A 20,635-nucleotide genomic window follows, 5' to 3' on the forward strand; every position below is an offset into this window, starting at 1 on the left:
TGTAGGAGTTTTTCATGATCAAGCGTTTTTCCTTGGCGGTAGCGGCTGCCATATTGGTAGCCGGTTGCAGTTCTGGTGTCAACCTGGATGGCAAAGCACCCGTGGAGGATGCATCGGCCATCGCCATCCCAACGCAAAATGGCACGCTCAATGGCGCACAGTCGGGCAATGCGGGCATCAGCGGTGTGGCTGGCGTCAATCTGTCTCAATCTGGTGCTAACCAAGCTGGCCCCGCTGGCATCAGCCGTGTGGTCTATTTTGACTACGATAGCTATGCCATCAAGCCCGATTTCCAGTCTTTGATTGATGCCCACGCCAGCTTTATCAAGTCTGGTCAAGGCCGTACCGTGATGATTGAAGGCCACACAGACGAGCGCGGTGGGCGTGAATACAACCTTGCCTTGGGCCAAAAACGTGCCGAAGCCGTGCGCCGCGCTCTGGGGCTGCTGGGTGTGCCCGACACCCAAATGGAAGCGGTGAGCTTTGGTAAGGAAAAGCCCGCTGCGATGGGCCACAACGAAGATGCCCACGCGCAAAACCGCCGCGCTGAACTCTCTTACCGCTGATGCCAAGGTTTACTACTACGTTGCCCCGCCGTTTTGCGGCGGCCTCGCTGCCCGCCTTGGTGTTGGTGCTGTCGGGCGCTTGCCTGCCTGCGGCGCAAGCGGCCTTGTTTGAAGACGATGAAGCCCGGCGGGCCATTTTGGAGCTGCGCCAGCGCGTCGATAGCTTGCAGCAAGCCAATCAGCGCACGACAGAAGATGTGCGTCGCACGGGTGATGATGGCTCTCAGGTGCGCCGCAGTTTGCTGGAGTTGCAAAACCAGATTGACGCTTTGCGCACCGAGACAGCCAAATTGCGTGGTCAAAACGAGCAGTTGCTGCGTGAAGTGGCCGAGCTGCAACGCCAGCAGCGTGATATTGCTGTGGGCGTGGATGAGCGCCTGCGCCAGTTCGAACCGATCAAAGTATCGGTCGATGGTCAGGAGTTCATGGCCGATCCGGCAGAGAAAACAGCTTTTGAGGCTGCGCTGGCCGGGTTTCGCAGTGGCAAGTTTGCCGATGCGCAAACGGCCTTTGCCGGTTTCTTGAAGCAATACCCCCGCAGTGGCTATGCGGCATCGGCTCGCTTCTGGTTGGGCAATGCCCAGTACGCCACGCGCAACTACAAAGAAGCCATCACCCACTTCAAGGCATTGCTGGCCGCAGCGCCTAACCATGCCCGCGCTCCAGAGGCCGCCTTGTCAATTGCCAACTGCCAAATGGAGCTGAAAGAAACCCGTGGTGCCCGCAAGACGCTAGAAGACTTGCTGGTGGCCTATCCCAAATCGGAAGCCGCCAGCACCGCCAAAGAGCGGCTGGCGCAGATGAAGTGATGTTGCCAGCACCGGAGATGCAAGCCGATGCCGAGCGCCAAGCCCTCCAGCAGCGCCGTTTTGGTGGGCTGGAGCGGCTCTATGGTCGTGCTGGGGCTGCGCAGATACGTGCAGCCCATGTGGCTGTGGTGGGCATTGGCGGGGTTGGCTCTTGGGCTGCCGAGGCGTTGGCACGCAGTGGCGTTGGGCGGCTCACGCTGATCGACCTTGACCATGTAGCGGAGTCCAATCTCAACCGGCAGATTCATGCTTTGGATAGCACGGTGGGCCAAGCCAAGGTGCAGGCCATGCGTGAGCGTATTGCCCATATCAACCCCGACAGCTTGGTGCATTGCATTGAGGACTTTGTCGAGCCGGGCAACTGGCCTGCCATCTTGCCACCGGGCGTGGACGCAGTCATAGATGCCTGTGATCAAATTCAGGCCAAAACAGCAATGGCTGCTTGGGCGCGGCAGCAGCGTCAGTGCTTTATCAGTGTGGGCGCGGCAGGCGGCAAGCGCCATGCCCACAAGGTGGATATTGACGACTTGGCCCATACGACCCACGACCCGTTGCTGGCACAGTTGCGCTATCGGTTGCGTAAGCAGCACGGGGCACCCCGCGAGGGCAAAAGAATCGGTGTCCCCTGCGTGTTCAGTCGAGAAGCCGTGGCACCCCCCGATGCTTCTTGTGCTGTCGAGGGGGATGGCAGCCTCAACTGCCACGGCTATGGCTCTGTGGTGGCCGTGACGGCTACCTTTGGTCAGTGTGCTGCCGGTTGGGTGTTGGAGCAACTGGCCCAGTAGGGCGGCTGCGGTGTTCAGTAGGTGATGGTTTCCACGCCTTGGGCTGTGCCCAATAGGCAGACCGATGCTTTCTGGTGGGCAAAAATGCCCACCGTGACCACGCCGGGCCATTGGTTGATGTTGGATTCCCAGCCCAATGGATCGGTGATATGCAGGCCACGCACATCCAAAATGTGCTGGCCGTTGTCGGTCACCAGTGGTTGGCCATCCTTCAGGCGCAGGGTGGCCTCACCACCCAGTGCGGCAAAGCGGTGGGCAATTTGCTGGGCCGCCATCGGAATCACTTCCACGGGCAGTGGAAACTGCCCTAATGTGGGCACGCGTTTAGAGGCATCGGCAATGCAGACAAAACGCTGTGCCAGTGCGGCAACAATTTTTTCGCGGGTCAATGCGGCACCGCCACCCTTGATCATGTAACCGTGGCCGTCGATCTCGTCGGCACCATCCACATACACCGACAACTGCTCCACCTCATTAGCGTCTAGTACCGGAATGCCAATAGCGCGCAGCCGTTCGGTGCTGGCTACCGAGCTGGACACGGCGGCACGCACTTGGTCTTTGATGGTGGCCAATGCGTCAATAAATTTGTTGACCGTAGAGCCCGTGCCCACGCCCACAATGTCGCCAGGGGTGACATAGCGCAGGGCTGCTTGGCCTACTAGAGCTTTGAGTTCGTCTTGGGTGGGGGAGGAGAGAGTCGTCATGGGAGAAAATCTAGGGATTAACCCTTCATTATCCCCATGTCCCTGATTCCCTACGCCCTTACCCGCCCGTTCCTGTTTGGCATGGATGCCGAAGCTGCCCACGACTTGACGATGGACATGCTGACCCGTGGTCAAGGCACCCCCCTGCAATGGGCTTGGTGCCATGACACGGTGAACGATCCTATTGAGTTGGCTGGTCTGACCTTTCCCAATCGGGTGGGTATGGCCGCCGGATTGGACAAAAACGCCCGCTGTATTGATGCCCTGGGGGCTATGGGCTTTGGGTTTGTAGAGGTGGGCACTGTGACACCCAAACCCCAGCCCGGCAACCCCAAGCCCCGTATGTTTCGCCTGCCCAAGGCCCATGCACTCATCAACCGCTTGGGTTTTAACAACGATGGTCTGGATGCCTTTGTCCGCAATGTGCAACAAGCAAAGTTTCGCCAGCAAAAGCGCCGCCATCCCATGTTGTTGGGGCTGAATATTGGCAAGAACGCGACCACGCCTATTGAGGAGGCCACCCGCGACTACCTCACTTGCTTGGATGGCGTTTACCCCCATGCCGATTATGTGACGGTCAACATCAGCTCGCCCAACACGCAAAATCTGCGCAGCCTGCAAAGCGATGAGGCCTTGGACGCCTTGTTGGGGGCGATTGCCGATCGACGTGAGGTATTGGCCCGCCAGCCCGGCCCCGGCGGTCAGGCACGGCGCGTACCAATCTTTGTCAAGATTGCGCCGGATCTGGACGAGTCTCAGGTATCGGTGATTGCTGCTACCTTGCAGCGCCACGGCATGGATGGTGTGATTGCCACCAACACCACCATCCGCCGTGAGGCGGTGCAGGGCTTGCCTCATGCCCAAGAAACGGGCGGCTTGAGTGGTGCGCCAGTGCTCGAGGCCAGCAACCGGGTGATTGCACAACTGCGTGCTGCCTTGGGCAAGCAGTTTCCGATCATTGGCGTGGGTGGCATCATGAGCGCCGAAGATGCAGTCAGCAAAATTCGCGCGGGCGCCGATGTGGTGCAAATTTATACAGGGCTGATTTATGCCGGGCCGGGGCTGCCCAGCAGCGCCGCCCGTGCGATCAAGGCGATGCGCTAAAACCATCCGGGGGGCATAAGCCCCCCGGATGGTTAGGCTGTTTAGCCGCGCAGCCGAAGCAACAGGGGTAGCAACACCCCCGCCCAACGAGCCAGCCGTTGGGGGCCAGCGGCCCAGGCCAGGCCCGCGCAGGCGGCCACGGCCAACGGATGCTGCCGTACAAACCACGCCAGACGCCCTGTCAATGCAGAAGACAGCAGGGCAGCCCCGACATGGCCTTGACCGCTACTACTGGCTTGGCGCTGTTGGGCCCGCCAAGCCACCAAACGCTGGCGCTGAGCGTGCATTCGATCCAACAAACGCTGTTGTTCTGGTGTGGGCGTGGTGGGAGAGAGAGACATAGGGTTGTGCAGCATTGCATTCAGAGTTGGTCTTTGACCACCTGCCAGTCTTTGTGCAACTCTTGGCGTGTCAGGGCAAAAGCATGGCCTGCGCGCCGGACGCTCGACACCAGCGCCACCACAGTGCCAATCCAAGCCAAGCACCACAGGCCTGCCAGCACCCACGCCACCAAGCCGCGCTGTGGGGTGTCCCAAAAATGCACCAACACCGCCAATGACAGCACCAGCAATGCCACCACTGTAATGGCGGTGACGACAATTGCCAGCACCAGCACTTGGCGCAGACGTTGCCTTTGTTCCAACCATTCCAGCCGTGCCAGCGACAGACGGTCTTCGGCGGCTATGGCACCTTCTGCCAGCAGAACACGCCAGCGCGCCACCCAAGCATCCAACCCCAGTAAAGCAATCCAGTTCATAGAGGGCACTGGCTCCGTCTGGGGGGGGCTGCGATGGGCACGGTTTGCAAAGCCAACAAGGGTTTAGCGGCGCGAGAGCAGAAAGCCCACCACAGCACCAACGGCCAGTGCAGCGCCAGCAACGCGCCAAGGCTCGTCGTGGGCATAACGGTCAGCGGCGCGGGCAGCATCTTTGGCTTGACGGGCGGCCTCTTGTGCGGCGTGCACTGCTGCGTCGCGGACGTTGTGCATGCCATCGTCCAGACGCTGGCGCAAGATTTTGATTTCTGGCACGTTGTCGAGGTCTTTGCTCGAGATCAGGCCACGCAGATCAGCAACCAGTTTTTCCAGTTCGGTTTGGGTGCTAGAGATGGTTTCAGAGACGGAATGGTTCATATCAGCCTTTCTAGAGAGGTAAGACGCTCACCACCCTGCAATAACAACACAATGGCGATGATTGTTGCCATCTTAGCGAAGTGCAGCCACCGACAAAGTGGCCGCAACCGGTCAGGAGGGTTTTTCTGGGTTTTTCCTGATGGCAACCGGCATCAGACCAAATAATGCAAGCGCCATGCCCGCATCAGGGCCGGTGCCTTTTTGTTTTTCTTTTCAGCAAAGTTTTGTATGCAGATTGATCTTTCCGGAAAAACCGCCCTCATCACTGGTGCCAGCGCCGGTATTGGTCTGGCCATTGCCCGTGGGTTGGCACAGGCGGGTGCCAGTGTCACCCTCTGTGCTCGCGATGCCCAACGCTTGGCGGCCGCTGTAGCCGCCTTGCAGGCCGAGGGGTTGCAAGCCCAAGGCGTTGTTGCCGATTTGGCTACGGCCACAGGTTGCCAAGCGTTGGTCGCTGCCGTACCTGGCGTTGACATCCTGATCAACAACTTGGGCATCTATGGCACGCAAGACTTTTTTGCCTTGACCGATGAGGACTGGGAAAACTTCTTCCAGACCAACGTGATGAGTGGTCTGCGTTTGTCACGCCACTACGCTCAGGGCATGAAGGCGCATGGCTGGGGGCGCATCCAATTTATCTCTAGCGAGTCGGCTATCAACATCCCTGCAGACATGGTGCACTACGGGGTCAGCAAGTCGGCGTTGCAGGGGCTGTCGCGCGGACTGGCCAAGGTCTTGGCGGGCACGGGTGTAACGGTCAATACCATTTTGCCTGGCCCTACCCGCACTGAGGGCGTGCAAGCCTTTTTTGCCAACTTGGCACAGGAGCAGGGTATTTCGGTGCCCGAGATGGAAGTGCGGTTCTTTCGCGAAAACCGCCCTTCGAGCCTGATTGGCCGTTTTGCCACCCCAGAAGAAGTGGCCCATTTGTGTGTGTATGTGGCTTCGCCCCAAGCCAGCGCCACCACTGGGGCTGCGCTACGCGTTGAAGGCGGGATTGTGGAGAGCATCATCTGACACAACGCTGTCGTTTTCTTTTGCACCAGCCAGTCCCATCGGACTGGCTTTTTTGTGCCCGCGTGTGCAGATTAAATTTCTTTAAGGTAAACTAATTACGTTTAGTAAAACAACCATCAGGAGACATCGATGAACGCCGCTTTGCCCCCCGCAGCCCCCATCCAACAACTGCACCACTACGCCTACAAATCGCGTGATGCCGAAGAAACCCGCCATTTCTACGAAGACATCCTGGGGCTGCCGCTGTACCACATCATCCAGAGTGACTATGTGCCGTCCACGGGCGAATACTGCCCCTACACGCACTTCTTTTTCCGGCTGCAAGATGGCTCGTTCATCGCGTTCTTTGACATTGGCGACGATGTCAAGCCCGAGCCTTCGCCCAATACCCCACTGTGGATTAACCACGTTGCTTTCCGTGTCAACACGGTGCAAGAGTTGGAAAACACCAAGGCCCGACTGGAAGCGCATGGTGTGGAGGTGTTGGGTGTGACCGATCACCACATCTTTAAGAGCATTTATTTCTTTGATCCCAACGGCATCCGTTTGGAACTGGCCGCCCAAGTGGCCGATGCCGATCAGATGGAAAAAGACAGCCAAGTGGCCCATGAGCGCCTGAATGCCTGGACGGCGCGCAAAGAACAATGGCGCAAAGAACGTGCCGAAGGCAAGGTCAACACCCTGCTCAAGCCCGACACCAACGACCGCCCAGAGTTCGTGCCCAAGTCGGCATAAAGCAGCCCACACGCTAGTTCAAGGCAGGCCGGTAGAATCAGTTTCCATTCCGTCACCTGTCAACCCGACGGCATCCCTGGTGGATGCCGTTGTCATTTCTGAGATTCCCGATGAGCGACACCCTCTCCCAACCCGGCCTTGCCAGTCTGTCCAAATCGTTTGAACCCGCCGCGCTGGAAGCCCAGTGGGGCCCCGAGTGGGAAGCACGCGGCTACGGTGCTGCCGGTGTGCGTGGTAGCGGCCAAGCCGATGCCAGCCAACCGGCCTTCTCTATCCAGTTGCCCCCCCCCAATGTCACTGGCACGCTGCACATGGGCCATGCGTTTAACCAGACCATCATGGACAGCCTGACGCGCTACCACCGTATGAAGGGCTACAACACGGCTTGGATTCCGGGCACTGACCATGCGGGCATTGCCACGCAAATCGTGGTGGAGCGCCAACTGCAAGAGCAAGGCATCAGCCGCCATGATATGGGGGCTACGCCGCCCGAGGCACGCAAAAACTTTGTCTCTAAAGTCTGGGAGTGGAAAGAAAAAAGCGGCAACACCATCACCACCCAAATGCGCCGTATGGGCGACAGCGTGGATTGGAGCCGCGAATACTTCACGATGGACGACAAACTGTCCAAGGTCGTCAGCGAAACTTTTGTGCGTCTGTACCAACAGGGCTTGATTTACCGGGGCAAACGCTTGGTCAATTGGGACCCTAAGTTGCAATCGGCCGTCTCGGACTTGGAAGTGGAGAACGAAGAGAAAGACGGCTCGCTCTGGTACATCGTCTACCCGCTCACCGATGGCTCTGGCAGCCTCACGGTAGCCACCACCCGCCCCGAAACCATGCTGGGCGACGTGGCCGTGATGGTGCATCCGGACGATGAACGTTACCAAGGCTTTATTGGCAAAACCGTCACGCTGCCACTGGTGGGCCGTGAGATTCCGGTGATTGCCGATGACTACGTGGACAAAGACTTTGGTACGGGCGTGGTCAAGGTCACACCGGCCCACGACGAGAACGACTACGCTGTAGGCCGCCGCCACCGCTTGAGCGCACTGATTATTTTTGACTTGCAAGCGCGCACCTTGTCTGCCGAGCGCATTGCCGACATCCATACGCAAATCTGGAGCTACGGCCTGAGCGAAGCGGAAGAAGAACGCGCTGCCCCCGCTGCCCATGCCGCCTTTCTGCACGAATTGAGCCAACTGCCTACCGCCGAAGCCGTGGCCCGTTTGGTGCCTGTGGCTTATCAAGGCTTAGACCGCTATGTGGCGCGCAAAAAAATCGTGGCTGATTTGCAAGAGACTGGCGCACTGGTGGATTCGAAAAAGCACAAGCTGATGGCCCCGATCTGCACCCGCACCGGCGAGATGATTGAAAAAATGCTCACCGACCAGTGGTTTGTGGCCATGAACAAGGTGGGTGAGGGCGATGCCACCGGCAAGAGCATTGCCCAAAAAGCCATTGAAGCCGTCGATTCCGGGGCCGTGAAGTTTGTGCCCGAAAACTGGATCAACACCTACCACCAGTGGATGAACAACATCCAAGACTGGTGCATTAGCCGCCAACTGTGGTGGGGCCATCAAATCCCAGCTTGGTACGACGAAGAAGGCCATGTGTATGTGGCGCGCAACGAAGCCGAGGCCCAAGCCCAAGCGCCAGGCAAAACCCTGCGCCGCGACGAAGACGTGCTGGATACTTGGTATTCCTCCGCCTTGGTGCCGTTTAGCACCATGGGCTGGCCGGAGCAAACCGCAGCGGCCAACGACGACTTTAACCTCTACCTGCCTAGCAGCGTGCTGGTCACGGGCTATGACATCATTTTCTTCTGGGTAGCCCGGATGATCATGATGACCACGCACTTCACCGGGCGTGTGCCATTCAAGCATGTGTATATCCACGGCTTGGTGCGCGATGCCCAAGGCAAGAAGATGAGCAAGTCCGAGGGCAATGTGCTGGACCCAGTGGACTTGATCGACGGCATTGCCTTAGAGCCGCTGCTGGACAAGCGCACCACCGGCCTGCGCAAGCCCGAAACCGCACCGCGTGTGCGCAAAGACACGCAAAAAGAGTTTCCAGACGGCATCCCGGCCTATGGCGCGGATGCGCTGCGCTTTACCTTTGCGGCCCTTGCCAGCTTGGGCCGCAGCATCAACTTTGACAGCAAACGCTGCGAAGGCTATCGCAACTTCTGCAACAAACTCTGGAACGCCAGCCGCTTTGTGCTGATGAACTGCGAAGGCTACGATTGCGGCACCACCGCCAATGCCGTGCTGGAGCGCAGCGCCGCCGACCGTTGGATTCAAGCCCAACTGCAAACAGTGGCTGCTGAAGTGGCCAAAGGCTTTGCCGAATACCGCCTCGACAACGTTGCCAACACCATTTACGACTTTGTTTGGAACGAGTTCTGCGACTGGTATCTGGAAATCGCCAAGGTGCAAATCCAGCAGGGCAACGAAGCGCAACAACGCGCCACCCGCCATACCCTGATCCGCACGCTCGAAGCCATCTTGCGTTTGGCACACCCTGTGATTCCCTTCATCACCGAAGCCCTGTGGCAAACCGTGGCACCGGTGGCTGGCTTGGCTGGCGCTTCGGTCAGCATTGCCCACTACCCCGAGGCCCACACCGAAGCCATCGACACCGCTGCCGTGGCCGAAATGGCCCGCCTCAAGGCGCTGGTAGATACTTGCCGCACCCTGCGCGGCGAGATGAATGTCTCGCCCGCCACCCGTCTGCCCCTGCTGGTGGTGGGGGATGCCAGCTTTGTGCGTGGCGTGGCCCCCGTGCTGCAAGCGTTGGCTAAACTGAGCGAGGTCAAGGTGTTTGACGATGAGGCCGCTTGGCAAGCCGCTGCACAAACGGCTCCTGTGGCCGTGGTGGGTGAAGCCCGCTTGGCCTTGTTTGTCGAGATTGATGTCGTGGCAGAAAAGGCCCGTTTAGGCAAAGAAGCGGCCCGCCTGCAAGGCGAAATTGCCAAGGCCCAAGGCAAACTTGGCAACGAGGCTTTTGTGGCCAAAGCACCCCCAGCGGTGATTGAGCAAGAGCAAAAGCGGGTGGCCGACTTTACGGCCACGCTGGGTCGTATTCAGGAGCAACTGTCCCGCTTGGGTTAAACAACGATGAGCCTGCACCTCCAGACCCCCATCCGCAAAGCCGTGTTTCCGGTGGCTGGGTTGGGCACCCGCTTTTTGCCCGCCACCAAGGCATCACCCAAAGAGATGCTGCCGGTGGTAGACAAACCGCTGATCCAGTACGCGGTGGAAGAGGCCTATGCCGCTGGCGTGCGGCACATGATCTTTGTGACGGGGCGTGGCAAACGGGCTATCGAAGACCATTTCGATACCGCCTACGAGCTGGAAAATGAACTGGAGCAGGCGGGCAAGCAGGAGCTGCTGGCGCTGGTGCGCTCCATTCAGCCCCCTGACATGGACTGTGCCTTTGTGCGCCAGCCGCGTGCTCTGGGCTTGGGCCATGCCGTGCTGTGTGCAGAACCGCTGGTGGGGCAAGAGCCTTTTGCGGTGCTGCTGGCCGATGACTTGATGACGGCTCCCGCCGAAGGGCTGCCCGTATTGGCGCAAATGGCGCACACCTTTGCCGAGCAGGGGCGCTCGCTGTTGGCAGTGCAAGAAGTGCCGCTAGAGCAGGTCAATCGTTATGGCATTGTGGCCGGGCCGCCAGCAGGTGGCCCCTCACCGCTGTTGCGCATTGAGCGCATTGTCGAAAAGCCCAGCCCAGCAAATGCGCCCTCGCGCATGGGGGTGGCGGGGCGCTATATCTTGACCCCTGCCATTTTTGCTCATATCCGTCAACAAACGCAGGGTGCCGGGGGCGAAATTCAGCTCACTGATGCGATTGCCCGCCTGATGCAGCACGAGGCCGTCTATGCCTACCAATATGCCGGCAAACGCTACGACTGCGGTAGTAAAGAGGGTTTTTTGCAAGCCACTGTAGAGTTGGCCTTGCGCCATCCACAGGTGGGCACCTCCTTCCGCGAATACCTGAAGGGTTTGGCGCTGTAATCCTGCGCCACTTGCTGCGGGCGATTGTGGTGTCATGCCACAATCGCCCGCTTTTTTGCTTTGCTGCGCATGACCTCTCATCTTCCTGGTACGTTGGGTATCGATTTTGGCACGTCCAACTCTGCCGTGGCTTGGGCCGATGGCCAAGGCACGGCCCGACTGCTCTGTCTGGAAGGCCAGGCTACCACCCTGCCCACAGCCCTGTTTTTCAACAGCGAAAACCACAGCACCCATTTTGGCCGCGACGCCATGACCCACTATCTGGCGCATACCGAAGGGCGCTTGATGCGTTCGCTCAAAAGCCTGTTGGGCAGCCCGTTGCTACAGGAGAAAACCGCCATCCACCATGAGATGGTGAGTTTTCAAGACATCATCGAGCGATTTTTGTTGGAGCTGGTGCAGCGCGCTCGTGTGCAATTGGGTGGGTTGCCAACGCGGCTGGTGTTGGGGCGCCCCGTCCATTTTGTAGATGACAATCCCGAACGAGATCAGTTGGCGCAAGCATCGCTGTTGCAAGCGGCGGCCCGATGTGGGTTTGCCGAAGTGGGGTTTCAGTTGGAGCCTATTGCCGCCGCGCTGGACTATGAGCGCCGCTTGGCACAAGAAAGCACAGTGCTTGTGGTGGACATTGGTGGTGGCACCTCCGATTTCACTGTGGTGCGCCTAGGGCCGCAGCGCATTGCCCAAACGGATCGCAGCGCCGACATTCTGGCAACCACCGGCGTGCATATTGGAGGCACTGACTACGACCACAAACTGCACCTAGAGCAGGTCATGCCATTGCTGGGTTATCGCCATATTGGCCCCAAAGGCCGCGAGGTGCCCAGCCGGGTGTTTTTTGACTTGGCTACTTGGCACATGATCCATTGGCTGTCGTCGCCCAAGGCAGTGCGTGAAGCCCAAGCCCTGCGCGAAGATTTTCGTGATGAGCGCCTGCACCAGCGCCTGATGGTCGTGCTGCGTGAGCAACTGGGGCACCGTCTGATGAATGCGATGGAGCAGGCCAAAATTGCCTGCTCCATCCACGAGCAGCCACAAACATTGGATTTGTCAGAAGTAGAGGCTGCACTGATTGCCACGTTGGCCCCAGAGCAGGTGGCGCACCATCTCTCTGCCCTGCTGCAGCGTGTGGTGCAGTGTGCGCAAGAATGTGTGCGCCAAGCAGGACTACAACCGGCCCAACTGGGGGCCATTTACCTCACGGGGGGCTCGTCGGCTTTGCGGGCGTTTCAACAGGTGCTGGCACAAGGCTTTCCTGGGGTGCCTTTGGTTGAGGGAGATCTTTTTGGTGGTGTGGCCTCTGGGTTGGCTTACGGGCCATTGGCAAGGGCATCCGCATAATGGCGGCTTCGATTGCCTGTATGCCCCACTTGTGACTGCCCATCCTGAACTGCATCTTCACCACACCCGCTTAACGGCACCTATGCGCAGTGTTTTGCAGCGCATGCACCGTGCTGGCGGTGCCCCCCTACACACCCTGACGCCCCTGCAAGCCCGCATCGCTTATGAAACGGGGGCTGGGGTGCTAGAAGTGCCCAAAGCCACCCTGGCACGGGTGGAAGATTTCACCATTCCTGCCCGCGATGGTTATGCACTGCCTGCCCGACTCTATGCCCCAAGTGCAGCAGGCCCAGCCCCCGGACTGCTGTTGTACCTGCATGGCGGCGGTTTTACCATTGGCAGCATTGCCACCCACGACACTCTGTGCCGCGAGCTGGCTCGGCTGGCCGATAGCATGGTGGTGTCGTTAGACTACCGTCTGGCCCCCGAGCACCGCTTTCCTACCGCGACCCATGATGCGTGGGATGCCTTGCAATGGCTGGCGCTGCACGCCACCACATTGGGTGCGGACGCTTCTCGGCTGGCCGTTGGCGGTGACAGTGCCGGGGGCACACTGGCTGCGGTCAATGCTATTTTGGCGCGTGATGCTGGTCTGCCATTGGCCCTTCAGTTGCTGTTTTACCCCGGCTGTGCTGCCCACCAAGATACTCCATCGCACGCTACCTATGCGCGTGGCTTGGTCTTGGAGGAGCCTGCCATCAGTTGGTTTTTTGGCAACTATGTGCAGACGCGGCAAGAGCGTGAAGATTGGCGCTTTGCTCCGCTGTTGGCCCCCGATGTGGAAGGGGTGGCCCCCGCTTGGATGGGACTGGCCGAATGCGATCCCTTGGTGGATGAGGGCGTGGACTACGCCGACAAGCTGCGGTTGGCCGGGGTAGCGGTGGATTTGGAGATCTATCGTGGCGTCACCCATGAATTTATCAAAATGGGCCGTGCAATTGCCGAGGCCCGCACCGCCCACGCCGATGCAGCCCGTGCATTGCGCCAAGCCTTTTCCCTGGAGTGATGCCATGCAACGCACGGATTTTCGTTGTTTGCACCGTTTGCGTGTGCGTTGGGCTGAGGTTGACAGCCAGAAAATTGTTTCTAGCCCACACTACCTGATCTATGTTCAGGCCGCAATGATGGATTACTGGCGGGCCTTGGCCCTGCCTTATGAATCTGGCATGGCGCTGTTGGGGGGTGAACTGGTCATGAAGAAAGTCACGCTCGAATACCACGCTTCGGCACGGTTAGACGATGTGTTGGATGTGGCTTTGCGCTGCGTGCGCGTGGGCACTTCTTCTGTGCAACTGGAGGCGGGTATTTTTCAGGGTGAACAGTTGCTGGTCTCGGCAGAAATCGTCACCGTGTTTGTGAACTTGACAACGCACAGCAGTTGCCCCGTGCCCAGTGGTTTGCGCACTCTGTTGGAGAGCTTTGAGGCGGGCCACCACATGGCCGAAGTGCGCACGGGAGACTGGCAACAGTTGGGCCATGATGCCTTGGCCTTGCGTACCGCCGTTTTTGTGCAAGAGCAAGGAATTGCTCCAGAGTTGGAACTCGATACCCACGACACGCACTGCGTCCATGCGGTGTTGTACAACCGTCTGGGGCAAGCCATTGCCACCGGGCGCTTGTTGCCTGCCCAAGACGGCATGGGCCGCATCGGCCGCATGGCAGTGCATCGGGCACTGCGTGGTGCCCATTGGGGCCATACGTTACTTCAAACCTTGCTGGAGGCTGCCCGCAGTCGTGGCGACACTTGTATTGAGCTGCATGCCCAATGCACCGCCATCCCTTTCTATGCCCGCGCTGGTTTTGTCACCCGTGGGGCACCTTACGAAGAAGCCGGTATCACCCACATCACAATGGAACGCTCCTTGCACGGCCCCGCCTTGGGTGTGGGCGATATCACGGCCATTGTGTAAAAAGGCCCGTTGTCTGACAGTGCAGACAACGGGCCTGGACGTTTCGTCAAACGCGAAGGTTTAACGGGCCGCAGCTTCCTCGGGCTCTGCCGGTTCAGATTTGGCCGTCCGCTCCTTTTTGAGAAGGGGTTGGATGTCGAGCTTGACCTCTGCTGTCTCTGTACCCTTCTCGTCTTTGTGCTGTTCTACATCCACCGTCAGACGGCCCCCCTCGGTCAGGCGGCCAAACAGCAGTTCATCGGCCAGAGCGCGGCGGATGGTGTCTTGGATCAGGCGCTGCATGGGGCGAGCGCCCATCAACGGATCAAAGCCCTTCTTGGCCAGATGCTTGCGCAGGGCATCGGTAAAGGTGACTTCCACCTTCTTCTCGGCCAGTTGGGTTTCGAGTTGCAACAGAAACTTGTCTACCACCCGCAAGATGATTTGCTCATCCAGCGCCTTGAAGCTCACGATGGCGTCCAGACGGTTGCGGAACTCTGGCGTGAACAGGCGCTTGATGTCAGCCATTTCATCACCGGCCTCGCGCTGGGTGGTAAAGCCGATAGTGGCTTTGTTCATGGTTTCGGCCCCCGCATTGGTGGTCATGATGATGATGACATTGCGGAAGTCGGCTTTGCGCCCGTTGTTGTCGGTCAGGGAGCCGTGATCCATGACTTGCAGCAGCACATTGAAGATGTCGGGGTGTGCCTTTTCAATCTCATCGAGCAGCAGCACAGAGTGTGGCTTTTTGCTGATGGCTTCGGTCAACAGACCACCTTGGTCAAAACCGACATAGCCGGGGGGCGCACCAATCAGGCGGCTGACCGCATGGCGCTCCATGTATTCCGACATATCAAAGCGAATCAGCTCAATGCCCAGAATGTAGGCAAGCTGGCGCGCGGCCTCGGTTTTGCCCACACCGGTGGGGCCACTGAACAAGAACGAGCCAATCGGTTTATCGGGCTTGCCCAAGCCCGAGCGGGCCATTTTGACGCTGGAGGCCAGCACCTCCAATGCCTTATCCTGACCAAACACCACGCTTTTGAGGTCACGCTCCAGCACTTGCAGCTTACCCCGGTCGTCGTTGGAGACATTGGCCGGCGGAATGCGCGCAATCTTGGCCACAATCTCCTCAATCTCGGCCTTGCCAATGGTTTTTTTGCGCTTGCTGGCGACCAAAATGCGCTGAGCGGCCCCAGCCTCGTCGATCACATCAATGGCCTTGTCGGGCAGGTGGCGGTCGCTGATGTATTTGGCCGACAGCTCCGCAGCCGCTTGCAGGGCTGCTGCTGCATACTTGACACTGTGGTGCTCTTCAAAGCGCGACTTCAGTCCCTTGAGAATGTCTACTGTCTCGGCCACGCTGGGTTCGACCACGTCTACCTTCTGGAAGCGCCGCGACAGAGCGGCATCTTTCTCAAAAATACCCCGGTATTCAGTGAAGGTGGTGGCTCCAATGCACTTGAGTACCCCCGAACTGAGCGCCGGTTTGAGCAGGTTAGACGCATCCATCGTGCCGCCCGAGGCGGCACCAGCACCGATCAGCGTGTGAATCTCATCAATAAACAGCACTGCGTGCGGCTTGTCTTTCAGTGCCTTGAGCACGCCTTTGAGGCGCTGCTCAAAGTCTCCCCGGTACTTGGTGCCTGCCAACAAGGCACCCATGTCCAGCGAATAGACGGTGGCTTCGGCCAAAATCTCTGGCACATCTTGTTGTGTGATGCGCCAAGCCAAGCCCTCGGCAATGGCGGTTTTGCCCACACCAGCCTCACCGACCAGCAGGGGGTTGTTTTTGCGGCGGCGGCACAGGATCTGGATGGTGCGCTCTACCTCAAAATGGCGGCCAATCAGTGGGTCAATCTTGCCGTCTTTGGCCAGTTGATTGAGGTTTTGCGTGTACAGCTCCAGCGGCGAAGCCTTTTCGCTTTTTTCAGTGGGGGCTGCGTCTTCCCCTTCGGGGCTGCCGCTGCCTTCCGCACCTTTGGCTGGCTCGGGCGGTTCGCTCTTTTTGATGCCGTGGGCGATGAAATTGACCACATCCAACCGGGTTACGCCTTGCTGGTGCAGGTAGTAGACCGCATGTGAGTCTTTTTCACCAAAGATGGCCACCAGCACATTGGCGCCGTTGACTTCTTTTTTGCCGTTGCCCGTGGACTGTACGTGCATGATGGCGCGCTGAATGACGCGCTGAAAACCCAGCGTAGGCTGGGTGTCGACCTCGTCGGTACCTGCCACCTGCGGTGTGTTGTCTTTAATGAAGTGGGACAGCGCGGTGCGCAGATCGTCCATATTGGCCGAGCAGGCCCGCAACACCTCAGCGGCGCTAGGGTTATCGAGCAGTGCGAGCAACAGGTGCTCCACGGTAATGAATTCGTGGCGTTGCTGGCGGGCCTCTACAAAGGCCATGTGCAAGCTGACTTCCAGTTCCTGGGCAATCATGTGAACTCCTTTGTGCTTGCGGGTAAAGTGGACTGTATTTCGGGACGGTGCTGGTTTATTCAACCGGCTCGCTAAGACATTGCAGGGGATGGCCTGCTTGCTGGGCCGCATCCATCACTTGCTCCACTTTGGTGGCTGCAATGTCGCGTGAATAGATACCGCACACCCCTTTGCCGTCCAGATGTATCTGGAGCATGATTTGGGTGGCCATTTCGCGGTCTTTGCCAAAAAACTCTTGTAACACCACGATGACAAATTCCATCGGTGTGTAGTCGTCGTTGAGCATGACGACGCGATACATCTGCGGTGGTTGGGTTTTTTGCGGCACACGCTCCAGCACAACGGCATCGCCGTCGTCCGACGCGGGCCGCTGCACAGCAGGCGCACGGGCAGGGGTGGGGGGGTGTGTTGCCATGAAATTCATTCTAACGATGCGCGCGCATTGGCGCTGAATAAGGGAATCTGAGCATATTGGCCGGGTTTTTCAAGGCCAGAGGCTACATCCTAGGCAACTATTCGTAAACGATGGTGGCTTGCCCCTGTTCTGCCTGTTGTGCCCAAGCAGCTAAGGCTTCATCACTGGGGTAAGTGCGGTAAGCATCGCCCAATTGCAATTCTGCGCTGGTTTGGCCCCAAGGTGTGGCACAACGAATCTCCAGACGCACCCGCAAGCCGTGCTCTAGCACTTCTCCCTGTGGGGTATTTTCTGGGCGGCAGGGGTATTCACGCAGCAAGCGGGCCACATCGGGGACGCTCTCGCCCACCGCCACATGCAGGTATCGGCCAAAGCGGGTGCGGGCTGTGGCCAGATCATGCACCTGTTGCACGATAAATCGGGCTTCAAAGCCGTTGCGTCCCGGCTGCAAGCGGCCCGAGACAATCACCAGCTCGTCGTCTTGCAGCAGCTCACGGTAGGTGTTGAGCACCGCTTCGCTGGCTGAGGCCTCGATCTGGGCTGAAGTGTCGTCCAGCACCAAAATCCCTTGCTTGCCGCGCATACCATTGACGACCCGAAAGCCGCCCACAATACCGGCAATGGTTTGCGTGTCACGGGTGTCACGCAGATCGGCAATGCGGGTGCGGACAAAACGGCGCACTTCTGGGGCCACTTCGTCAAACAAATGACCAGACAAGTAAAAGCCCAATGCTGGCTTTTCGTAGGTCAGGCGCTCTTTCACGCCCCAAGGGGCGACATCGACCAACGCTGGCTCTTGGGTGCTGGAGCCGTGGGCATCGGCATCCATATCGAACAAGCCGCTTTGGTTGGCATTGGCCAACGTGGCGGTGGCAAACTCAAACGCGCGGTCAATAGAGGCCGACAACGCCGCACGGTTGGGTTCGATGGCATCGAAGGCACCTGCCTTGATGAGGGCGTCTACGGTGCGCTTGTTGATCTTGCTGCGCTCTACGCGCAGGCAGAAGTCAAACAAGCTGCTGAAGGGGCCAGACCGGTCTCCTTGTGGGCCTTCGCCCCGACCTTCGCGGGCAGCAATGATCGCCTCAATGGCTGCTTTGCCGGTGCCTTTGACGGCACCCAAACCGTAGCGGATAGCGGTGTCAGAGATCGGCTCAAAGCGGTAAGCGCCTCGATTGACATCGGGGGGCTCAAAAGAGATGCCAAAATTCTTTTGCGCGTCGTCCAACAACACCTTGAGTTTGTCGGTGTCGTCCATTTCGATGGTCATGTTGGCGCAAAAGAACTCTGCCGTGAAATGCACCTTGAGCCAGCCGGTATGGTAAGCCAGCAAAGAGTAGGCGGCAGCGTGCGATTTGTTGAAGCCGTAGCCCGCAAACTTCTCCATCAAGTCAAAAATCTCATCGGCCTTTTCTTGGCTGATGTCATTTTTGGCTGCCCCGGCTCGAAAGATGGCCCGGTGCTCAGCCATCTCTTCGGCCTTCTTTTTGCCCATAGCCCGGCGCAGCAAGTCTGCGCCGCCCAGCGAGTAGCCGCCCAGAATTTGCGCGGTCTGCATCACCTGTTCTTGGTAAACCATGATGCCGTAGGTTTCGGACAGCATCTCGGCCACCAGTGGGTGTGGGTACTCTACCGGCTCTTTGCCATGCTTGCGGTTGACAAAGCTCGGAATCAAGTCCATTGGGCCTGGGCGGTACAACGCGTTCAGGGCGATCAGGTCTTCTAGGCGGGTGGGGCGGGCTTCCTTGAGCATCCCCTGCATTCCTCGGCTTTCAAACTGGAACACGGCCTCGGTCAGACCGTCGGAAAACAGGGCATAGGTCTCTTTGTCGTTGAGCGCAATATCTTCAAAGGCAAAATGGGCCTGGTCAGGGTGGCGCTGCACGATGAACTCGCGTGCCAGCTCCAAAATGGTGAGCGTGGCCAAGCCCAAGAAGTCGAATTTCACCAACCCGATGGCTTCTACATCGTCTTTGTCGTACTGACTGACTGCCGAATCACTGCCTGGCTGTTGGTAAAGCGGGCAAAAGTCGGTCAGTTTGCCCGGTGCAATCAAGACCCCTCCTGCGTGCATACCAATGTTGCGTGTGAGGCCTTCGAGCTTTTGCGCCAATGCCAACAGGGTTTTGACCTCGTCTTCTTTGGCTAACCGTTCGGCCAGCACGGGCTCGGCTTCAATGGCCCCAGCAATAGTGATGTGTTGGCCGGGCTTGTTGGGAATCAATTTGCTGATGCCATCGCAAAAGGTGTAGCTCATGTCTAGCACCCGCCCCACATCGCGGATAGCGGCGCGGGCGGCCATCGTGCCAAAGGTGGCAATTTGGCTCACGGCATCTTTGCCGTATTTTTCTTTCACGTAGTCAATCACCCGGTCGCGGTTGGACTGGCAAAAGTCAATATCAAAGTCGGGCATGGACACCCGGTCTGGATTCAAGAAACGCTCGAACAGCAGCTTGTATTCCAGCGGGTCAAGGTCGGTAATTTTGAGCGCGTAGGCTACCAGCGAGCCTGCCCCCGACCCCCGGCCAGGCCCCACTGGGCAGCCGTGGGTTTTGGCCCACTGGATAAAGTCGCCCACAATCAGAAAATAGCCCGGAAACCCCATCTTTAAGATGGTGTTGAGCTCAAACTCCAGTCGTTCTAAATAACGTGGACGTTGCGCTTCGCGCACTGCGGGGTTGGGATAGAGATGCTGCAAACGTTGTTCCAGCCCCTCGTGCGAGACATGGCGGAAATAATCATCCACCGACAGCACTTGTCCATTGACCGGTGGAATCGGAAAATTAGGCAACTGCGGTTTGCCCAACACCAACGTCAGGTTGCAGCGCCGGGCAATCTCTACCGTATTGGCCAGCGCCGAGGGCACATCGGCAAACAGTGCTTGCATCTGTGCAGACGACTTGAAATATTGCTCGCGCGTAAAACGGCGCACGCGGCGTTGGTTGCCCAGAATCTCGCCTTCGGCAATACACACGCGGGCCTCATGGGCTTCGTAATCGTCTTCGGTTGCAAACTGCACCGGATGGGTGGCCACCACTGGCAAGGCCAATTGCGCAGCCAACTGCACAGTGGCGGCTACATGGCTTTCTTCATCGGGGCGGCCTGCGCGTTGGATTTCGATGTAGCAGCGTTCAGGAAACAGGGTTGCCAGACGTTGTGCAATGGCTATGGCCCCTACACTGTCGCCCCGCACCAAGGCTTGCCCTACAGGGCCAGCTTGCGCACCAGTGAGCACCATCAGCCCTTGGTGCAGTTCTTCTAACCATTGCCAAGTGCATACTGCTTGGGATTTGATCTGATTGCGTGTCCAAGCACGGGCCAGCAATTCTGATAAGTTCAGATAGCCTTGCATGTTCTGCACCAGCAGTACGATGCGGGCACAGGGGTCTGCCGCAGCCTCGCCTTCGAGCAAAATCTCTGCGCCCAAGACAGGTTTAACGCCCTTGCCCCGTGCTTGTTTGTAGAACTTAACGCCCCCAAACAGGTTGTTGAAATCCGTGATCGCCAGCGCAGGCTGACCATCGGCGGCGGCGGCTTGAACCACCTCATCGATACGGTTGGTGCCGTCAATGACGGAAAACTCGGTGTGCAGGCGCAAATGAACAAACATGGGCACCATTGTAGAAAGACCAAGCAGGTCTCTGGCCGCCGGTACAATCGCAGCCCGGCCCTGATCTGCC

Annotated in this window: 18 protein-coding genes; 11 read left to right on the top strand and 7 right to left on the bottom strand. The window is 58.6% G+C overall.

Annotated features, from left to right (window positions below; all coding sequences use genetic code 11):
* Positions 1–14: 14 nt before the first annotated feature.
* The 3 genes from pal to ACFO6X_RS12595 are packed head-to-tail and all read left to right on the top strand — an operon-like array spanning position 15 to position 2,160.
* On the top strand, positions 15–566 hold the full coding sequence (gene pal / locus ACFO6X_RS12585; protein WP_382433565.1) for a peptidoglycan-associated lipoprotein Pal: 552 nt from the start codon (positions 15–17) through the stop codon (positions 564–566).
* Positions 566–1,375 (top strand): tol-pal system protein YbgF, encoded by an 810-nt coding sequence (ybgF, locus tag ACFO6X_RS12590; protein WP_382433567.1) that lies wholly within the window; start codon positions 566–568, stop codon positions 1,373–1,375. Before pal ends, ybgF begins: the two co-directional genes overlap by 1 nt.
* Entirely contained in the window at positions 1,375–2,160 is a 786-nt protein-coding gene (locus tag ACFO6X_RS12595) for a tRNA threonylcarbamoyladenosine dehydratase (protein WP_382433569.1), read from the top strand. Before ybgF ends, ACFO6X_RS12595 begins: the two co-directional genes overlap by 1 nt.
* A 14-nt stretch (positions 2,161–2,174) precedes the next feature.
* Here ACFO6X_RS12595 and rpiA read toward each other — a convergent pair whose 3' ends face one another.
* Positions 2,175–2,864 carry a ribose-5-phosphate isomerase RpiA gene (rpiA, locus tag ACFO6X_RS12600; RefSeq protein WP_382433571.1) on the bottom strand — a complete coding sequence of 230 codons (690 nt, stop codon included), beginning with the start codon at positions 2,862–2,864 and terminating at the stop codon, positions 2,175–2,177.
* A 36-nt stretch (positions 2,865–2,900) separates the two neighbouring features.
* Between rpiA and ACFO6X_RS12605 the strand changes: the two genes are divergently transcribed.
* Positions 2,901–3,968: a quinone-dependent dihydroorotate dehydrogenase gene (locus tag ACFO6X_RS12605; RefSeq protein WP_382433573.1), complete on the top strand. Its 1,068-nt coding sequence runs from the start codon at positions 2,901–2,903 to the stop codon at positions 3,966–3,968.
* A gap of 41 nt (positions 3,969–4,009) precedes the next feature.
* Here the strand turns inward: ACFO6X_RS12605 and ACFO6X_RS12610 are convergent, their stop codons facing one another.
* The 3 genes from ACFO6X_RS12610 to ACFO6X_RS12620 form a co-directional block, all read right to left on the bottom strand.
* Positions 4,010–4,309: a hypothetical protein gene (locus ACFO6X_RS12610; RefSeq protein WP_382433575.1), complete on the bottom strand. Its 300-nt coding sequence runs from the start codon at positions 4,307–4,309 to the stop codon at positions 4,010–4,012.
* Positions 4,310–4,329: 20 nt separating this feature from the next.
* Positions 4,330–4,725 (bottom strand): phage holin family protein, encoded by a 396-nt coding sequence (locus ACFO6X_RS12615; RefSeq protein WP_382433577.1) that lies wholly within the window; start codon positions 4,723–4,725, stop codon positions 4,330–4,332.
* A gap of 63 nt (positions 4,726–4,788) precedes the next feature.
* Positions 4,789–5,100 carry a DUF883 domain-containing protein gene (locus ACFO6X_RS12620; protein ID WP_382433579.1) on the bottom strand — a complete coding sequence of 104 codons (312 nt, stop codon included), beginning with the start codon at positions 5,098–5,100 and terminating at the stop codon, positions 4,789–4,791.
* 228 nt (positions 5,101–5,328) lie between these two features.
* On the opposite strand from ACFO6X_RS12620, the gene ACFO6X_RS12625 reads away from it, so the two are divergent.
* From ACFO6X_RS12625 to ACFO6X_RS12655, 7 genes are all read left to right on the top strand, one after another.
* Complete coding sequence (locus ACFO6X_RS12625) at positions 5,329–6,117, top strand: SDR family NAD(P)-dependent oxidoreductase (protein ID WP_382433581.1); 789 nt, start codon at positions 5,329–5,331, stop codon at positions 6,115–6,117.
* 129 nt (positions 6,118–6,246) lie between these two features.
* A complete protein-coding gene (locus tag ACFO6X_RS12630) occupies positions 6,247–6,852 on the top strand; it encodes a VOC family protein (RefSeq protein WP_382433583.1) in 606 nt (201 codons plus the stop codon).
* A gap of 110 nt (positions 6,853–6,962) precedes the next feature.
* Positions 6,963–9,965 carry a valine--tRNA ligase gene (locus ACFO6X_RS12635; protein ID WP_382433585.1) on the top strand — a complete coding sequence of 1,001 codons (3,003 nt, stop codon included), beginning with the start codon at positions 6,963–6,965 and terminating at the stop codon, positions 9,963–9,965.
* 6 nt (positions 9,966–9,971) lie between these two features.
* The gene (galU, locus tag ACFO6X_RS12640; RefSeq protein WP_382433587.1) at positions 9,972–10,871 is read left to right on the top strand and encodes a UTP--glucose-1-phosphate uridylyltransferase GalU; all 900 of its coding nucleotides are present in this window, start codon (positions 9,972–9,974) and stop codon (positions 10,869–10,871) included.
* Between the two features lie 69 nt (positions 10,872–10,940).
* Positions 10,941–12,212, top strand: a complete 1,272-nt coding sequence (locus tag ACFO6X_RS12645; protein ID WP_382433589.1) for an Hsp70 family protein — start codon at positions 10,941–10,943, stop codon at positions 12,210–12,212.
* 82 nt (positions 12,213–12,294) lie between these two features.
* Positions 12,295–13,218: an alpha/beta hydrolase gene (locus ACFO6X_RS12650; RefSeq protein ID WP_382433749.1), complete on the top strand. Its 924-nt coding sequence runs from the start codon at positions 12,295–12,297 to the stop codon at positions 13,216–13,218.
* 4 nt (positions 13,219–13,222) lie between these two features.
* Positions 13,223–14,122: a YbgC/FadM family acyl-CoA thioesterase gene (locus ACFO6X_RS12655; protein ID WP_382433591.1), complete on the top strand. Its 900-nt coding sequence runs from the start codon at positions 13,223–13,225 to the stop codon at positions 14,120–14,122.
* A gap of 60 nt (positions 14,123–14,182) precedes the next feature.
* Here ACFO6X_RS12655 and clpA read toward each other — a convergent pair whose 3' ends face one another.
* The 3 genes from clpA to dnaE form a co-directional block, all read right to left on the bottom strand.
* On the bottom strand, positions 14,183–16,540 hold the full coding sequence (gene clpA / locus ACFO6X_RS12660) for an ATP-dependent Clp protease ATP-binding subunit ClpA (RefSeq protein ID WP_382433593.1): 2,358 nt from the start codon (positions 16,538–16,540) through the stop codon (positions 14,183–14,185).
* Between the two features lie 55 nt (positions 16,541–16,595).
* Positions 16,596–16,964: an ATP-dependent Clp protease adapter ClpS gene (gene clpS / locus ACFO6X_RS12665; RefSeq protein WP_382433595.1), complete on the bottom strand. Its 369-nt coding sequence runs from the start codon at positions 16,962–16,964 to the stop codon at positions 16,596–16,598.
* Between the two features lie 88 nt (positions 16,965–17,052).
* Positions 17,053–20,565, bottom strand: a complete 3,513-nt coding sequence (gene dnaE / locus ACFO6X_RS12670) for a DNA polymerase III subunit alpha (RefSeq protein WP_382433597.1) — start codon at positions 20,563–20,565, stop codon at positions 17,053–17,055.
* Positions 20,566–20,635: the final 70 nt, after the last annotated feature.

Origin of the sequence: Giesbergeria sinuosa (genome assembly GCF_042652905.1) — a bacterium.
GTDB lineage: Bacteria > Pseudomonadota > Gammaproteobacteria > Burkholderiales > Burkholderiaceae_C > Simplicispira > Simplicispira sinuosa.

What these genes read in the sequence shown, in the direction of transcription:
- ybgF (WP_382433567.1), top strand. Translation starts at nt 566, where the DNA reads ATGCCAAGGTTTACTACTACGTTGCCCCGCCGTTTTGCGGCGGCCTCG.
- galU (WP_382433587.1), top strand. Translation starts at nt 9,972, where the DNA reads ATGAGCCTGCACCTCCAGACCCCCATCCGCAAAGCCGTGTTTCCGGTG.
- rpiA (WP_382433571.1), bottom strand. Translation starts at nt 2,864, where the DNA reads ATGACGACTCTCTCCTCCCCCACCCAAGACGAACTCAAAGCTCTAGTA.
- ACFO6X_RS12650 (WP_382433749.1), top strand. Translation starts at nt 12,295, where the DNA reads ATGCGCAGTGTTTTGCAGCGCATGCACCGTGCTGGCGGTGCCCCCCTA.
- ACFO6X_RS12645 (WP_382433589.1), top strand. Translation starts at nt 10,941, where the DNA reads ATGACCTCTCATCTTCCTGGTACGTTGGGTATCGATTTTGGCACGTCC.
- ACFO6X_RS12595 (WP_382433569.1), top strand. Translation starts at nt 1,375, where the DNA reads ATGTTGCCAGCACCGGAGATGCAAGCCGATGCCGAGCGCCAAGCCCTC.
- ACFO6X_RS12620 (WP_382433579.1), bottom strand. Translation starts at nt 5,100, where the DNA reads ATGAACCATTCCGTCTCTGAAACCATCTCTAGCACCCAAACCGAACTG.
- ACFO6X_RS12655 (WP_382433591.1), top strand. Translation starts at nt 13,223, where the DNA reads ATGCAACGCACGGATTTTCGTTGTTTGCACCGTTTGCGTGTGCGTTGG.
- ACFO6X_RS12630 (WP_382433583.1), top strand. Translation starts at nt 6,247, where the DNA reads ATGAACGCCGCTTTGCCCCCCGCAGCCCCCATCCAACAACTGCACCAC.
- ACFO6X_RS12625 (WP_382433581.1), top strand. Translation starts at nt 5,329, where the DNA reads ATGCAGATTGATCTTTCCGGAAAAACCGCCCTCATCACTGGTGCCAGC.
- ACFO6X_RS12635 (WP_382433585.1), top strand. Translation starts at nt 6,963, where the DNA reads ATGAGCGACACCCTCTCCCAACCCGGCCTTGCCAGTCTGTCCAAATCG.
- clpS (WP_382433595.1), bottom strand. Translation starts at nt 16,964, where the DNA reads ATGAATTTCATGGCAACACACCCCCCCACCCCTGCCCGTGCGCCTGCT.
- pal (WP_382433565.1), top strand. Translation starts at nt 15, where the DNA reads ATGATCAAGCGTTTTTCCTTGGCGGTAGCGGCTGCCATATTGGTAGCC.
- ACFO6X_RS12605 (WP_382433573.1), top strand. Translation starts at nt 2,901, where the DNA reads ATGTCCCTGATTCCCTACGCCCTTACCCGCCCGTTCCTGTTTGGCATG.
- ACFO6X_RS12610 (WP_382433575.1), bottom strand. Translation starts at nt 4,309, where the DNA reads ATGTCTCTCTCTCCCACCACGCCCACACCAGAACAACAGCGTTTGTTG.
- ACFO6X_RS12615 (WP_382433577.1), bottom strand. Translation starts at nt 4,725, where the DNA reads ATGAACTGGATTGCTTTACTGGGGTTGGATGCTTGGGTGGCGCGCTGG.
- dnaE (WP_382433597.1), bottom strand. Translation starts at nt 20,565, where the DNA reads ATGTTTGTTCATTTGCGCCTGCACACCGAGTTTTCCGTCATTGACGGC.
- clpA (WP_382433593.1), bottom strand. Translation starts at nt 16,540, where the DNA reads ATGATTGCCCAGGAACTGGAAGTCAGCTTGCACATGGCCTTTGTAGAG.